The 14,715-nt window shown below is 66.1% G+C and carries 8 protein-coding genes and 2 pseudogenes; 5 read left to right on the plus strand and 5 right to left on the minus strand.

Features of this window, described 5'->3' with window-relative positions; all coding sequences use genetic code 11:
- Positions 1-43: 43 nt before the first annotated feature.
- The gene (locus Y882_RS17260) at positions 44-640 is read right to left on the minus strand and encodes an acyl carrier protein phosphodiesterase (protein ID WP_046973209.1); all 597 of its coding nucleotides are present in this window, start codon (positions 638-640) and stop codon (positions 44-46) included.
- A 48-nt stretch (positions 641-688) separates the two neighbouring features.
- Between Y882_RS17260 and Y882_RS17265 the strand changes: the two genes are divergently transcribed.
- The 4 genes from Y882_RS17265 (at position 689) to Y882_RS17280 (ending at position 5,067) form a co-directional block, all read left to right on the plus strand.
- The gene (locus tag Y882_RS17265) at positions 689-1,378 is read left to right on the plus strand and encodes an alpha/beta hydrolase (RefSeq protein ID WP_046973196.1); all 690 of its coding nucleotides are present in this window, start codon (positions 689-691) and stop codon (positions 1,376-1,378) included.
- 69 nt (positions 1,379-1,447) lie between these two features.
- The gene (zapE, locus tag Y882_RS17270; RefSeq protein ID WP_046973197.1) at positions 1,448-2,569 is read left to right on the plus strand and encodes a cell division protein ZapE; all 1,122 of its coding nucleotides are present in this window, start codon (positions 1,448-1,450) and stop codon (positions 2,567-2,569) included.
- Positions 2,570-2,713: 144 nt separating this feature from the next.
- Positions 2,714-3,091, plus strand: a complete 378-nt coding sequence (locus Y882_RS17275) for a hypothetical protein (RefSeq protein ID WP_046973198.1) — start codon at positions 2,714-2,716, stop codon at positions 3,089-3,091.
- A 197-nt stretch (positions 3,092-3,288) separates the two neighbouring features.
- Complete coding sequence (locus tag Y882_RS17280; protein ID WP_244466375.1) at positions 3,289-5,067, plus strand: putative bifunctional diguanylate cyclase/phosphodiesterase; 1,779 nt, start codon at positions 3,289-3,291, stop codon at positions 5,065-5,067.
- 101 nt (positions 5,068-5,168) lie between these two features.
- Here the strand turns inward: Y882_RS17280 and Y882_RS17285 are convergent, their stop codons facing one another.
- Complete coding sequence (locus Y882_RS17285) at positions 5,169-6,848, minus strand: AMP-binding protein (RefSeq protein ID WP_046973199.1); 1,680 nt, start codon at positions 6,846-6,848, stop codon at positions 5,169-5,171.
- 207 nt (positions 6,849-7,055) lie between these two features.
- On the opposite strand from Y882_RS17285, the gene Y882_RS17290 reads away from it, so the two are divergent.
- On the plus strand, positions 7,056-8,351 hold the full coding sequence (locus Y882_RS17290) for an amidohydrolase (RefSeq protein WP_046973200.1): 1,296 nt from the start codon (positions 7,056-7,058) through the stop codon (positions 8,349-8,351).
- Between the two features lie 65 nt (positions 8,352-8,416).
- Here Y882_RS17290 and Y882_RS17295 read toward each other — a convergent pair whose 3' ends face one another.
- The 3 genes and pseudogenes from Y882_RS17295 to Y882_RS17300 all read right to left on the minus strand — a co-directional run.
- Complete coding sequence (locus Y882_RS17295) at positions 8,417-10,345, minus strand: S8 family serine peptidase (RefSeq protein WP_082121173.1); 1,929 nt, start codon at positions 10,343-10,345, stop codon at positions 8,417-8,419.
- Positions 10,346-10,405: 60 nt separating this feature from the next.
- Positions 10,406-11,134, minus strand: a pseudogene (locus Y882_RS21015) (YadA family autotransporter adhesin); the annotation flags it as partial.
- Positions 11,135-11,440: 306 nt separating this feature from the next.
- A pseudogene (locus Y882_RS17300) lies at positions 11,441-14,677 on the minus strand (ESPR-type extended signal peptide-containing protein); the annotation flags it as partial.
- Between the last annotated feature and the right edge of the window lie 38 nt (positions 14,678-14,715).

A 14,715-nucleotide genomic window follows, 5' to 3' on the forward strand; every position in this document is an offset into this window, starting at 1 on the left:
GAGGGAGAAAGTGCGCGGGGCACATAACGAAGCGCTGCCCAAACTACCCAGCCGCCCCATGATCCCCCACCCATTCCCGCGCAAACCCCCTCAACTCCGGATAAAACACCTCAAACGTCGCCTGCAACTGCCGATCCAGCCCCATCAGCACCGGCAACGCCTCCCCCACCGGATTGCTCTGGCTCAGGCGATGCGAAATCCCGTCAAAGGCAGCGCCCATTTCCTCGGGCCGCGCATACCCCGCCGGCAACGCATGCGCCTCCATGTAATTGCGAAATCGCAGGAGCCCGGGCGGCAATAGCGCTTCATGCCGATGGAGCAACTCGCGCAGGTGGGCCGAATAAGGCTCCAGCGAGTGATGGCTCCAGCGCGGGAAGTCGCGCGCAAGCAGGTGGTCGAACCACATGTCCAGCAGGATGCCGCCGTAACGGCGGAACGGCCCCGGCAGCAGCGCCCGCGCCTCGGCCACCGCAGGGTGGCTATCGGTAAACACGTCAATGGCCCGATGCAGGCGGATGCCCGTGATCACGCCCTGCGGCAGGGCCGGATCGGGCTGTCCGTGGACGAAATCGCCCATGAAACCGCCCAGTTGCAGCAGTTCGTCGTCACCGGCCAGCAACGTGTGCGCAAGATGATTCATCGCGGCCGGCCCGAACGCCGGGGCCACCTGGCGGTTATCATCTTGCTTATGAACCCCGTGATCATCCCCACCCAACCCGATCGTTTTCCGGAGCAGGCCTCCAGCTTCGCGCTTGAAGGGCCCGCCGGCAAGCTGGAAGCTGTGAGCGACGTGGCCGTGCCCGAAGAGGCACGCCGCGGCACCGCCATCATCTGCCATCCGCACCCGCTCCAGGGCGGCACCATGCACAACAAGGTGGTGACCATGGTGGAGCGCTCGCTGCGCGAGTCCGGGCTGGACACCGTGCGCTTCAATTTCCGTGGCACGGGCGAATCCGAAGGCACCTACGACCATGGCAATGGCGAAGGCGACGACCTGGCCGCCGTGGCCGCCTGGGTGCGCCGCGCCCGCCCGGACGACGCCCTGTGGCTGGCCGGCTTCTCGTTCGGCAGCTATGTCTCGATCCGCAACGCGGTTCGCCTGCGCGCCGACGCGCTGATCAGCATCGCGCCGCCGGCCGGCCGCTGGCCGTTCGAGGACGTCCAGCTGCCCACCTGCCCCTGGCTGGTGGTGCAGGGCGAGGAAGACGAAGTGGTCGACCCGCAGGCCGTGTTCGACTGGATCGACGGCATGGCGCACAAGCCCGAACTGGTGCGCATGCCCGAAACCAGCCACTTCTTCCATCGCCGCCTGATGGATCTGCGCGGCGCCATCAAGCACGCCGTGCAGCCCTGGCTGCCGCCGCTGCGTCAGGATTGATGCTGCACTACCTCCCCCCGATGCGATGCCCGGCATCCCCACCTGGCATCGGTAGAGTCCGCCGTACCCATGAGTAATCCCGACCTGCTCGCGCCCAGTGCGCGTTATCACGAAGGCGTCAGCGCGCACCGCTGGGAGGCCGATCCGGCCCAGCAGGCGCTGCTGCCGGAGTTCGACCGCATGCATGCCGCGCTGCTCGCCGCCGAGGCGAACGGCAATGGCAACGGCCTGTTTGGCCGTCTGAAATCGCTGCTGGGCAACGACACCCGCGAAGGCGTGCAGGGCCTGTACCTGTGGGGCAGCGTGGGACGCGGCAAGACCTTCCTGATGGACATGTTTGTGTCCAGCCTGTCGCCGGGCATGGCGTTGCGCCGTCACTATCATCGCTTCATGGGCGAAGTGCACGAGCAGCTGCGCGAGTTGGGTGAGCGGCAGGACCCGCTGATCGAGGTCGCTGCCAATATCGCCTCGCGTTGCCGCGTGCTGTGCCTTGACGAATTCCTGGTCAACGACATCGGCGACGCCATGATCCTCGGCACGCTGCTGCAATCGCTGTTCGAACGCGGGGTGACCCTGGTCACCACCTCGAACACGGCGCCGGAAAACCTGTACAAGGAAGGCCTGCAGCGCGCGCGTTTTCTGCCGGCCATCGCGCTGATCGAGAAGCACTGCCGCGTGGTGCAGATGATTTCCTCGCACGACTGGCGATTGCGCGCACTCACCCAGGCCGCGGTCTACCAGACGCCGCCGAGTGCGGAAGCGGAACGCGCGCTGTCGCGCATCTTCACCACCCAGGCCGAAGGCGCGGTGCAGGAGGGCGGCGAGCTGATCATCAACGATCGCCCCATCCCAGTGCGCAAACGCGCGCGCAATATCGTGTGGTTCGAGTTCGCCGCGCTGTGCGAAGGCCCGCGCGCCGTCGCCGATTACATCGCGCTGGCCAAGACCAGCCCGGCGGTGATCATCTCCAACGTGCCGCAGTTCACCATCTATACCGACGATGCCGCGCGCCGCTTCGTGCAGTTGGTCGACGAATTCTACGACCGCCACGTGAAGCTGATCCTGTCCGCCGCCTCGGCGATCACCGATCTGTATGACGGCGAGCGTCTGCGTGCGGAATTCGGCCGCACGGAATCGCGCTTGATCGAAATGCAGAGCGAGGAATATCTGGCGAGCGAACACCTGCCCTGATCGCCACCGCCCCCAAGTAGGAGCGCACCCTGTGCGCGAACGCGGCCGGACAGGCCGCCCTACGGTCGGCGTTCGCGCACAGGGTGCGCTCCTACAAAGGGACGTTGCTGCTAACGTGAGGTCTCCTCATCGGCCGGATCTGACATGACGCTCCTGCTCGCTCTCGCCCTGCAACTGAGTCCCAACGCTGGCGCGGATTTCCACGCGCGCGTCACCCAGGCCAAGCTGGCCGAGGGCGCGGCCACCGGGCCGGCCTATCAGAAGCAGATGTGGGAGCGCATCGGCAACGCCACCACGGACGCGTACAAGAGCTGCCTGGCCGCTACTCAGCCGCCGGACAAGTCGCCCTTCACCCTGGTGGCCGATGTCGCCGCCGATGGTCGCCTGTCGCGCATCGCGGTGCAGCCGGAGACGCAGGTGGCGCAATGCATGGCCAGCCACTTCGCCAGCTGGACGTTGCCGCCACCGCCGGCCAAGCCTGCGCCGTATCCGGTCGAAGTGGATTTCAGCATCAAGCAGTGAGCGTGGCTTCGTGCCCACCCAGCGCACGAACACGCCAAAGAGCCGTACCACTATTTGACCGATTGCGATCCGCGGAACGGCTGGAGTAGCCTCGGGGACACAACGGGACGCCAGTCCCTAGGGGGCAATCTGCGATGCGCACGACCGCGGGATGGGGTCCGGGGCAGCTCGCGGCTGGGCAACTGACACCGCCTGCCGTGGAAACATCCCCGGAGCAAGCCGCCGCTACGGCGGAAAGCCTGGCCGTACCGGGCTTCGATGCCGTGGTGCGCCTGCTGACGCGCACGCTTGGTGTTCCCCAGGTGGCGCTGGTGCTCAACAGTGGCGCGGCTTACTGGTTTGCCGATGGCAACGCCTTGCCGGCCGGCGGTCCACGCGCCCTGCATCCGCTGTTGCTGCAGGCCGCGCGCAGCCTGTCATCGCAAGTGGTGCTCGATGCGCAAGCCGATGAACGACTGCGCGACGACACGCTGCCGTTGACCACCGGTCTGGGACCGATCCGATTCTTCGCCAGCGAACCGGTCTGCACACTTACCGGCCAGCACATCGGCGCGCTATGCGTGATGGACTCGCAGCCGCGCACCGAACTCAACGAGAGCGAGCAGGCCAGCCTGCGCGATGCCGCCTCGCTGATCGGCACCGGCGTAGTGTTGCGCAGCTATCTCGGACGCACCGATCCCATCACCCAGCTGCCGCATCGTTATGCGTTTTTCGATGATCTGCGCAAACATCTGCACGAAGGTGTGCCGCATGCCTGGGTGATCGCGATCGACGTGGCGCCGGTGCAGCGCTTCAACGCGTTCATCCGCGCCATGGGCCATGCCTACGCCGATGAGTTGATGCGCACCGTCGCTGCGCGCACGATCGAATGGATACCGCCCCAGACACGTCTCTACCAGGTCGGTGCGACGCGCTTTGCCGCCGTGCTACCCGATCATCATCTGCTCGATGACAGCACACGTCTTGACGATCTGGTGGCGCGCCTGCGTCGACCCTTTGATTGCCTGGGCATACCGTTGACCATCCAGCCCGGCGTGGGCCTGCTGAAGATTCACGCGAACGAATTGCGCGGTGGCGATCCGCTGCGCCTGGTGATGAATGCCTCGCACGCTGCGCAGCAGAGTCCGCGCGGCTGGGCGGTGTACAACCGCATGCAGGACGAGCAGCAGCGACAGGAATTTCTGCTGGTCACCGAACTGGCCGCCGCGCTCAACGAGCGCACCGAACTGGACCTGCACTACCAACCCCGCGTGGATCTGGATACCGGCCGCTGCGTGGCAGTGGAAGCGCTGGCGCGCTGGCATCACCCCACCCTGGGTTCCATTCCTCCCGCGCATTTCGTCGCGCTGGCCGAGCGTGCCGGCCTGATGCATTCGCTGACGCAATGGGTGATGGAACACAGCCTCGCGCAGCTCGCCGCCTGGCGCCGCGATGGGCACGAGATCAAGTTGTCGCTCAATGTTTCCAGCAGCGACCTGGACGCCGACCTGGTCGGGCGTCTGCGCGGCGTCGCCGAGCGGCACAAGATCGGACTGGATGCGCTGGAACTCGAATTCACCGAAAGCACGCTGATGGAACACAGCGCGGTCAACCGCCGTCACCTGGCTGCCATCCGCGAGCTGGGCGCCGGCATTGCCATCGACGACTTTGGCACCGGCTACAGCAATCTGGCGACGCTGCGGCAGATGCCGGCCACCAGCCTGAAGATCGATCAGTCCTTCGTGCGCGGCATGGGCACCAGCCCGCACGACGAAGCGATTGTGCGTTCGGTGGCGGAGCTGGCGCGCAATATGGGCTTTCGCGTGGTGGTGGAAGGCGTGGAGACCGCGCACATCTACGAAAGCGTGCTGGGCATGGCGTGCGATGAGGCGCAGGGATTCCACATCGCGCACCCGCTGCCATCGCAGGAGCTGCCGGCGTGGCTGATGGCGCATCAAGGCATGCCGTCGCGGCGCGCGGTGCGGTGGGGTGAATAGCCGGCCTACCGTCGTAGGAGCGCACCCTGTGCGCGAACGCCGACCGTAGGGCGGCCCGTTGGGCCGCGTTCGCGCACAGGGTGCGCTCCTACAAGGGTTCGTCAGGTGACTGGGAGCCCCAACTCCCCCGCCATCGCCTCCCGCATCAAATATTTCTGCACCTTCCCCGTCACCGTCATCGGGAACTCCTCGACGAAGCGCACGTAGTGCGGCACCTTGAAGTACGCCAGATGATGACGGCAATAGCTCTGGATCTCCGCCTCGCTGGACACGCAGCCATCGCGCAGGCGCACCCACGCGCAGACCTGCTCGCCGAACTTCTCGTCCGGCACGCCGAACACCTGCACGTCCTGCACCTTGGGGTGGGTGTAGAGGAATTCCTCGATCTCGCGCGGGTAAACATTCTCGCCGCCGCGGATGATCATGTCCTTCAGCCGGCCGACGATGCTGCAATAGCCCTCTTCGTCGATGACGGCCAGATCGCCGGTATGCATCCAGCGCGATTCGTCGATCGCCTCGCGGGTCAGCTCCTCGTCTTCCCAATAGCCGAGCATCACCGAGTAGCCGCGCGTGCATAGTTCGCCCGCCGTGCCACGCGGCACGATGCGTCCGCGCTCGTCGAGCAGTTTCACTTCCACATGCGGATGGATGCGGCCCACGCTTTCCACGCGGCGTTCGAGTGGGTCCTGCGTGGTGGACTGGAAACTCACCGGGCTGGTTTCGGTCATGCCGTAGGCGATGGTGATTTCGCTCATATGCATGTCGCTCACCACCCGACGCATCACCTCAATCGGACACGGTGAGCCGGCCATGATGCCGGTGCGCAGCGAGCTTAGATCAAAGCGTGAGAACTGCGGATGCTCCAGTTCCGCAATGAACATGGTGGGCACGCCATGCAGGCCGGTGCAACGCTCCTCCTGCACCGCCTCCAGCGTGGCGAGCACGTCGAAGCCTTCGCCGGGTATCACCATGCAGGCACCGTGCGTGACGCAGGCGAGGTTGCCCAGCACCATGCCGAAGCAGTGATAGAACGGCACCGGGATGCATAGTCGATCAAGCTCCGTCAGCCGCATCGCCTCGCCGATGAAATAGCCGTTGTTGACGATGTTGTGATGGGTGAGCGTCGCGCCCTTGGGGGCACCGGTGGTGCCGGAGGTGAACTGGATATTCACCGGGTCGTCGAAACTGAGCTGGCTTTCCACCTCGCGCATCCGTGCTAGCACGGCCTCGTCAGCGCGGGTGGCCAGCTCGCGCCAGCGGCGCGTACCCGGCCCCGCCTCATCATCGAGCAGGATCACCTCGCGCAGCGACGGCAGGCGTTCGGACTGCAACAGCCCTGCCTGGGCCTGGCTCAGTTCCGGCGCCAGCTCCATCAACATATCGAGGTAGTGCGAGGTCTTGAAGCGCCGCGGCAACACCAACGCACGACAGCGCACCTTGTTGAGCGCGTACTCCAACTCGTGCAGGCGATAGGCGGGATTGACGTTGACCAGGATCAGACCGAGCTTGGGCGCCGCAAACTGCAGCACCACCCACTCGTAGCGATTGGGCGCCCAGATGCCGATACGGTCGCCGCGCTGCAGTCCAAGCGACATGAGCCCGGCGGCGACGCGCTCCACCTCGGCATGAAACTCCCGGTAATCGAGCCGGATGCCCTGTGACCTGGCAACCAGCGCCGGACGCTGCGGATGGCTGGCCGCGATGCGATCGAGCAGCGTGCCGACGGTATCGCCGAGCAGCGGCTGGGGACTGACACCATGGACGTAGCTTGGAGCAGGCATCGGGTCGGCCTCGATGGTCGGGGAATGAGCATAGCACTGGGGTTGCGAGGGTTACGGTGCCGGCCATCTTTGTAGGAGCGCACCCTGTGCGCGAACGCCGACCGGAGGGCGGCCCGATGGGCCGCGTTCGCGCACAGGGTGCGCTCCTACAGCAGCGACAAGGAGCCACAGGCGCTAGGATCAACCCACCTTTCGCGGAGACACCCCATGCGCCTGACCTCGCTCGCCCTGGCTCTCGCCACTGTCCTCGCCGGCACCGCTCATGCCGCCGACACCACGCAACTCGCGCAAGGCGAGCTGCCGCAAGTCACCGCGTGGCGTCGCGACATCCATCAGCATCCTGAACTAAGCAATCGCGAGACACGCACGTCGGCACTGGTCGCGGCGCAGCTGAAAAAGCTTGGTTTGGAGGTGCACACCGGCATCGCGCACACCGGCGTGGTGGCGATCCTTAAAGGCGGCAAGCCCGGGCCGAAGCTCGCGATTCGCGCCGACATGGATGCCTTGCCGGTCACCGAAGACGTCAATGTGCCGTTCGCCTCCAAGGCCAAGGGCGAGTATCGCGGCAAGCAGGTTGGCGTGATGCACGCCTGCGGGCATGATGCGCATACGGCGATGCTGCTCGGCCTGGCCACCGTGCTCGCCGGCATGAAGAAGGATTTGCCGGGTGAAGTGATGTTTGTGTTCCAGCCGGCCGAGGAAGGCGCTCCTCCGGGCGAACAGGGCGGCGCGTCGCTGATGCTGAAGGACGGCGTGTTCCGCGACTTCAAGCCTGACGCCATGTTCGGCATGCACGTGGTCAGCTCGCTCAATGTCGGCACGGTGGGCGTGCGTCCGGGTCCGGCCATGGCCGGCTCGGACTGGTTCAAGATGGTGGTGCATGGCAAGCAGACGCACGGCGCGATGCCTTGGAACGGCGTCGATCCGATTGTCACCTCGTCGGAAATCATCGGCGCGGCGCAGACCATCGTCAGCCGCAAGCTCAATATCGGCGATTACCCGGCCGTGCTCAGCTTCGGCATCATCGAAGGCGGCGCGCGCTACAACATCGTGCCCGATCAGGTGGAAATGCAGGGCACGCTGCGCACCTTCGATGCGGGCATGCGCCAGCAGGCCATCGACAATCTCAAGGACATCGCCCAACACATCGCCGCCGCAAACGGCGCGACGGTGGAAACGCAGATCCCGGTGGGCGACAGCAATCCGGTGCTGATCAACAACCCTGCACTCACCGCTCGCGTGCGCGAGAGCATCGGCAAGGCGATCGGTGGCGATCATGTGATCGAAGCGAAGCCGTGGATGGCGTCGGAAGACTTTGCCTACTTCGCCAACGAGGTGCCCAGCGTGTACTTCTGGGTGGGCTCCACGCCGACGGGCCAGGATGCGCTGAAGGCGCCCGCCAATCATTCCCCGAAATTCTTCATGGACGAAGGCGCCTTGAAGATCGGCATGGCCTCGATGCTGCAGGCGACGCTGGACTACCTCAACACACCCACGTCCTGATCAAAACATGCGCCCGATGGCCAGGCTCTCTGGACGAGCCTGGCCACCGGGCGACACGTCCCCTCTCAGTGCGCCACGTAGCTGGCGATCAGCTGCACGTTGGCGAAGTCCTTCACACCGGTGACGCGCACGTACCAGGTGCCTGCGCCCGGCATGGTCTGCACGATGCTTTCGTTGTTGGTATTGGGCTTGGCCGACGAGAGATCGGCATTGAAGCCATTCGCCGCCACCGGCACGGTCTGCTTGGCATACAGCGACACATCGCCGCTGCCGCCCAGCGTACGGATCGTGAGGTTGGTGGCGTTGGCGGGAACGGTGATGCTGTAGAGCAGCGAATCACCCGCCTTGCCCGAGACGGGGACAGCCGCACCGCTGGTCAGCGCGACCGGCAACGCCGTCAACTTGGCATTCAATGCCGCCTGCACCGCGGCGTTGGCATCGACGATGCCTTCTCCGATCGGCGCGCCTTCGTTCACCGGGAAGCTGCGCGCGGAGGCAATCAAGGCCTCCTGGATCTGCAGCGGCGTCAATGCGGGCTGATTGGCGGCCTTCACGGTGGCGATCATCAGCGCCACGATGCCCGATACATGCGGCGTGGCCTGCGACGTGCCGGCCATTTCGCCATAGATCGGGTTGCCCACCACGGTCGTGCCGTCGTTGAGTGTCGACCACACGAAGCCTGCGTTCGGCTGGGTGCTCTGGCTGACGTCGTCGTTGGCGTAGATGCCACCGCCCGGCGCCGCGATCGACACCAGGTTGCCGAAGTTGGAATAGAACGCCCGCTTGCCGGTGATACCCACCGAGGCCACCGTGATCACGCCAGGGCAGCTGGACGGCGAATAGTTCGCGGTGTTGTCGCTGTCATTGCCAGCGGCCACCACCACGGTGACGCCGCGCGAAATCGCACCGGCGATGGCGGAGCCGAACGCATCGGTGGCTTCGCACATGCCCGGGCCACCCAGGCTCATGCTGATCACCTGCGCGGGATTCGCATTCGCCGGCATGCCCGGAACCGAGCCGCCCGAGGCCCAGGTAATCGCGTCGGCAATATCCGAAGTCGCGCCGCCGCAATGGCCCAGCGCGCGCAACGGCAGCACCTGCGAACCCGGCGCCGCGCCGGTCACGCCCACACCGTTGTTGGTCATCGCCGCGATGGTGCCGAACACATGGGTGCCATGCCAGCTGCTGTTTGACGTACCGCAGCCCAGCGCACCCGTGGTCCAGTCACCGGTATCCCAACCACCGGCGATGCGGCCGTCGACGTCGCGCCCCGAGGTGGTTGCATCGGTGATGAAGTCGTAGCCGGCGTTGGCCAGCGCGAGATTGAGATCCGGATGCTGGGTCACGCCGGTGTCGATCTCGGCCACGATCACGCCGGTACCGTCCTGGCTCGGCCAGACCGTGGACGCATTGCTGCCGCCGTAGTTGGCATAACCGGTGGTATCGCTGCCGATGGTTTCCACCGTGCCGGTGCCCGGACGCATATGCCACTGATAAGAGAAATACGGATCGTTGGGTGTGCTGGTACCCACGGCGGCCGTCTTGCTCGCATTGAGCACCACGTCCTTGACGATGTGCATGCGCACGTCGGGCTCGACATGGGCCACCGACGGATCGGCGGCAATCTGCTGCATCAACGCCACCGCCTCGGCGCGGTTCAACTTGCGACTGGTGCGGACCACATCGGCGCCAATACCCATCTTGCGCTTCCACTGCACGCTCACCGCGTTCGAGGGCGTGGTCTTCTGCGATGCGACGTCGAGCTTGGCGCGCGCAACGGCGGCGGTCACGTTCTGCGTTACGGCGGTGCCGTTGGCGCGCTCGCTGGTGCCATCGCGATAGGTGACGATGAAACCGTCATAGGTCGCGTCACCACTCATGGTGGACACATTGATGGTGGCGCCGGTGCTGGTGACGATGGACGCGGCATGCGCCGCGGAAAAACCCAGTGCCGCGGCCAGGACGGCCAGGCGGCAAACAGTCAGACGATTCATGCGTGACTCTCCGAAAGAATGCGCAAAGGAAAGGGGCGCCATGCGTGGCGCCCCTGAGCGTTACCAGCTGAAACCGCCGCCGACGCCGACCGACGATTCCGAACCCGACACCGACGCACCCACCGACACGCTGGCGTGGTTGCCGGCGAACGCGCGCTGGTAACCGACGGCAAACGCGCCCTGGCCGTTGTAATTGCCGGCACCGAAGCCCACGCGGTTGTCGCCCGCCAGCCCCGACGTGTTCGCGGTCATCTGCGACATCGCCGCGCCCATCGCACCGACGCGATCAAGGCGCTGGTTGACGTTGGTGAACTGGTCGTTCATCTGGTTGCGCAAATCGCTCAGTCCCTGCGCCTGCGATGCAATCGCGCTATCGGTATAGGCCTTGGCCGAGTTCAGCGTCTGCTGCGCACTCGCATCGGTATACGTCTTGGCCGTGGCGAGCGCCGCATTCACCTGGCTGCTCACCTGGCCGACGTTGGCCGCATCCGTGGCGTTGACGCCAGCAGCGACGTTGGTGATCTGTCGCTGGTTGGTGGCCGAGCCCACCGACACGGTGTTCGCCGTATCAGCCACCGAGCCCTGGCCCAAGGCCACCGAGTTGTTGGCCGTTGCCGCTGCGCCCTGGCCGATGGCCGTGCCGGAGGCTGCCGTCACCTGCGCGCTTTCACCCACAGCCACGGCATTGGTGGCTGCCGCTGCGATGGTGGTGTTGGCGCCGACAGCCGTACTGCCATCGGCATTCACCTTGGCGTTGCCGCCCAGCGCGGTGTCGTTCGGACCATGCGCGAGACTGCCGGCGCCAATCGCGGTGCCATTGTCGCCGTTGACACCCGTGCCCACGGCGGCGCCGCTGCCGATCGCCACCGCACCCGAGCCGGTGGCCGATGCGGCGTTCGATCCATTCACCACGATCGAACTGGGCATGGTGCCGCCGCCACCGGACATCGACGACACCTGCAGGCTCAGTGCGGAGTATTCCGTGTTGAGCGCCGTCATGCCCGTATCCAAGGCCGTCAACGCGGCACCGACATTGCCATACGAGGTGCCACCAATCGTGTAGCTGGGCACCAGATTGGCGGCCGTTGCATTGCCGCCCAGCGCTGCACCGATGACGCTGGCGAGGCCGTTGATCTGGCCCACGTTCGCCGCATCGGTCGAGGCGCTGCCGGCCGCCACGTTGTGGATCTGCGTTCCACCCGTACCTGCCAAGGTGATATTGCCCTTGTCCGCGGCGTCGTAGATCACGCCGAGCGGATTGCCAGTGCCGGCGACCGCACTGACCGCCGTGGTCAGCTGATCGACGTTGACGGCATCGGTGCCCGACGAACCCGCGGCGACGTTGTGGATCTGCGTGCCGCTCGCACCGGCGAGCGTGATGTTGGCCTTGTCCGCCGCGTCGTATCCCACGGCCAGCGGATTGCCGGCGACCGCGACGGCCGAGTTCAACTGATCGAGGTTGACGGCATCGGTACCGGAAGTCGCGGCGGCCACATTGGTGATCTGTCGTTCCGCACCCACTGCACCCACCGACACGCTGTTGTCGCGGTCGGCGATCGAGTTGGCGCCGATCGCGGCGGCATTCATGCCAGTCACCATGGCGCCCGTGCCGAGAGCAACACCGCTGTCGCCCATGACCGTGGCGCCGTAGCCCACGGCCGTGGCATAACCGTTTGTCGTCGAGGTGATGGCGGCGCTGCCGATCGCAACGTCGCCAGCACCCGCAGCGTACGCACCCGAACCGGTGGCGACGGAATAATCGCCCTCGGCATCGGCCATGTAGCCGTTGGACATGCTCTGCATGCCGTTGGCGATCGCGTTGTTGCCATAAGCCTGCGCCTGCAGACCCGTCGCCGACGCGCTGACGCCGACCGCCATCGCCTGGTTGGCGGTGGCACTGGACGATGCACCGATGGCCATGGTGTCGCTGATGGTCGGGAAGTTCGCCCCGCCTTCGCTGCTGCGCAGCGGATCGCCGGCAGTCGCGCCATTGCCGATGGCCATGTTGCGCGTGCCGAAACCGCCGCCTGCCCATGCGTTGGTGCCCAGCGCGATGTCCTGCGTGTTCTGCGCCACCGCGCTGTTGCCGAGCGCCACCGTGTCGGTGCCATAGGCCACGCTGTTGACGCCCACGGCGGTGCCGTTGGTCATCGGCTCGTTCACCTGGTTGGCGAGCGCGTTCTTGCCGATGGCAATGCTGCCGTCGCCGTTCGCATGCGCCAGGTTGCCCACCGCCACCGAACCGCCGACGGTCGGGTCATCGCCCAGGCCGTCCTGCGAAGAATTGCCGCTGGCGTACGCATTGGCGCCCACGGCCACGCTGTAGTCGGAGAACGTATAAGCGCCGGTGCCGAGCGAGGTCGACGCAACACCGAGCGCCCACGCAGGGCTGCCGCCGGCACCCTTGGTATAGGCGCCACCGATGGCCACGGCGCCCTGGCCGGTGGCATAAGTGCGCGCGCCAATCGCGATGGAGCCGTCGTTGTAACCAATGGCGCGCGTACCGATACCGATCGCGTTCACGCTGCCCTGCGCGACACCCGCGGCGTCACCGATCGCAACACCATTCATGCCGCCATAGGAAATCGCGCTGTTGCCGATCACCACGCTGTTGCTGGTGACTTGCAGGTTGCCGCTGCCATCGTGCGTTTCAACCGCTTCGGCGGCGTAGCCCATCACCACGTTGCCGGTGGAGTTGGGGCCGGAATACGCGCCGCCGCCGTTGCCGTCACCCGCGGCAAGCACGATGCTGTTCGCGCCCATCGCTTTTGAATTTCCGCCCAAGGCCATCGACGCCTGGCCAGCGCTGATGGAACCTTCACCCAAGGCAACGGCGTTGACTCCCGATGCCGTAGCGCCGGTACCGATCGCCGTGGCGTACTGCGCCGTCGCCGAGGCCGTGCTGCCGAAGGCCGAACCGAACGATGCCTGCACGCTCGAGCCGTAACCCACCGACGTGCCCGCCGTGATCAGTTTTGGCGTGGCCGACTGGTCACCGATGAAAGCCGACGCGCCAATCGCCGTGGATTGTGTCGACGCATACATCGATGCGCCCGAACCGATCGCCGTGTCCTGGCGATACGAGCCTGGAACTGTCGTGCCGGCGAGCGAGAGATTGGTGATGCTGGCGCTCGAACCCATCACGACGCTGTTGGAGACCGCGGTATCCGACGCCGAACTGCCCACCACCACCGAGCCCGAGCCCGTCGTCGTGGCGCTGGTGCCCAGCGCCATCGCGTTGGAGATGCTGGCCGAGGAACTGTTGCCCAGGGCCATGGCGCCGCTGCCCGTCGCCTGCGCGCCATCACCCAGCGCCACGCTGTTGGCGCCGCTTGCCGTGGTCACCGTACCCGCGGCATTCGCGCTGCCGATGGCGGTGGCGTAATTGCCGGTGGATACGGCGCCCTGACCCAGCGCGATGCCATTGGTATTGCTGGCGGAGGCAGCCGTGCCCAAGGCCATCGCCGCTGCGCCGGTCGCCTGCGCGCCCCCGCCCAGGGCGATGGCGTTATCCGTTGCCGCGTTGGCACCGGCGCCCAGCACCGTGCCGTTCATGCCGGTGGCCGTGGCGTTGGTGCCTACGGCCGTCGCGGCGTTGCCGACAGCGTTCGCCCCATCACCTACTGCGGTACCGCTGTCGCCTTGCGCCTGTGCATTGCTGCCCAGTGCTTCGCTGTTGGCGCCGCTCGCCTTGGCGTTGGCGCCAAGCGCCACCGCTGCATTGCCTACGGCGTTCGCAGCGCTGCCTACGGCCGTGCCGTTGTCGCCCTGCTCCTGCGCACCCGCGCCCACCGCCGTGCCGTTGCTGCCCGCCGTCGTCGCACCGGAACCTACTGCTGCATCGTTGCTGCCTGCTGCTGACGCATTGGTTGTGCCTCCGCTCGCGGGGCCTGAGATCGCAACAGCACCCGTGGGATCGACCACGATGGTCGTCGTGCCGGACGCGGGTGTCGGCGTTGGTGCGGTGACTGTTGGCGGCGTCGTCGCGGCATGCGCATTGCCCGTCACTACCGCACCAAGCACGAGCGCGGCAGCGACGACGAGCACGCGCGATGCGCGTCCCTTGCCGGCCATACGCGCCAGTTCGGAAGCCACCACCATGGCGCCCAGTGCCGGATTCCAGATCTTGCTGTAAATCGTATTCACAGATTCCTCCCCGAATGGCCGCTGGCTGCGTAGCTGATTCCACGGCTCGACGGCAGAGCGGTCTCCCCAGACCGATCTGCCTACGCTCACCTGCGGCAACCATTGATAGAGACGCGAAGCGCCCCGCTTGTGTGATGCCTTCCGGAGATTCAGCGAGCGCACCAGGCAAGTCACGCACGCTCCCACACCAGCAGCACACAGCTCTCCAACCTCACCAAGATTTG

Source organism: Dyella japonica DSM 16301 (assembly GCF_001010355.1).
Lineage (GTDB): Bacteria > Pseudomonadota > Gammaproteobacteria > Xanthomonadales > Rhodanobacteraceae > Dyella > Dyella japonica.

What these genes read in the sequence shown, in the direction of transcription:
- Y882_RS17260 (WP_046973209.1), bottom strand. Translation starts at nt 640, where the DNA reads ATGAATCATCTTGCGCACACGTTGCTGGCCGGTGACGACGAACTGCTG.
- Y882_RS17265 (WP_046973196.1), top strand. Translation starts at nt 689, where the DNA reads ATGAACCCCGTGATCATCCCCACCCAACCCGATCGTTTTCCGGAGCAG.
- zapE (WP_046973197.1), top strand. Translation starts at nt 1,448, where the DNA reads ATGAGTAATCCCGACCTGCTCGCGCCCAGTGCGCGTTATCACGAAGGC.
- Y882_RS17275 (WP_046973198.1), top strand. Translation starts at nt 2,714, where the DNA reads ATGACGCTCCTGCTCGCTCTCGCCCTGCAACTGAGTCCCAACGCTGGC.
- Y882_RS17285 (WP_046973199.1), bottom strand. Translation starts at nt 6,848, where the DNA reads ATGCCTGCTCCAAGCTACGTCCATGGTGTCAGTCCCCAGCCGCTGCTC.
- Y882_RS17290 (WP_046973200.1), top strand. Translation starts at nt 7,056, where the DNA reads ATGCGCCTGACCTCGCTCGCCCTGGCTCTCGCCACTGTCCTCGCCGGC.
- Y882_RS17295 (WP_082121173.1), bottom strand. Translation starts at nt 10,345, where the DNA reads ATGAATCGTCTGACTGTTTGCCGCCTGGCCGTCCTGGCCGCGGCACTG.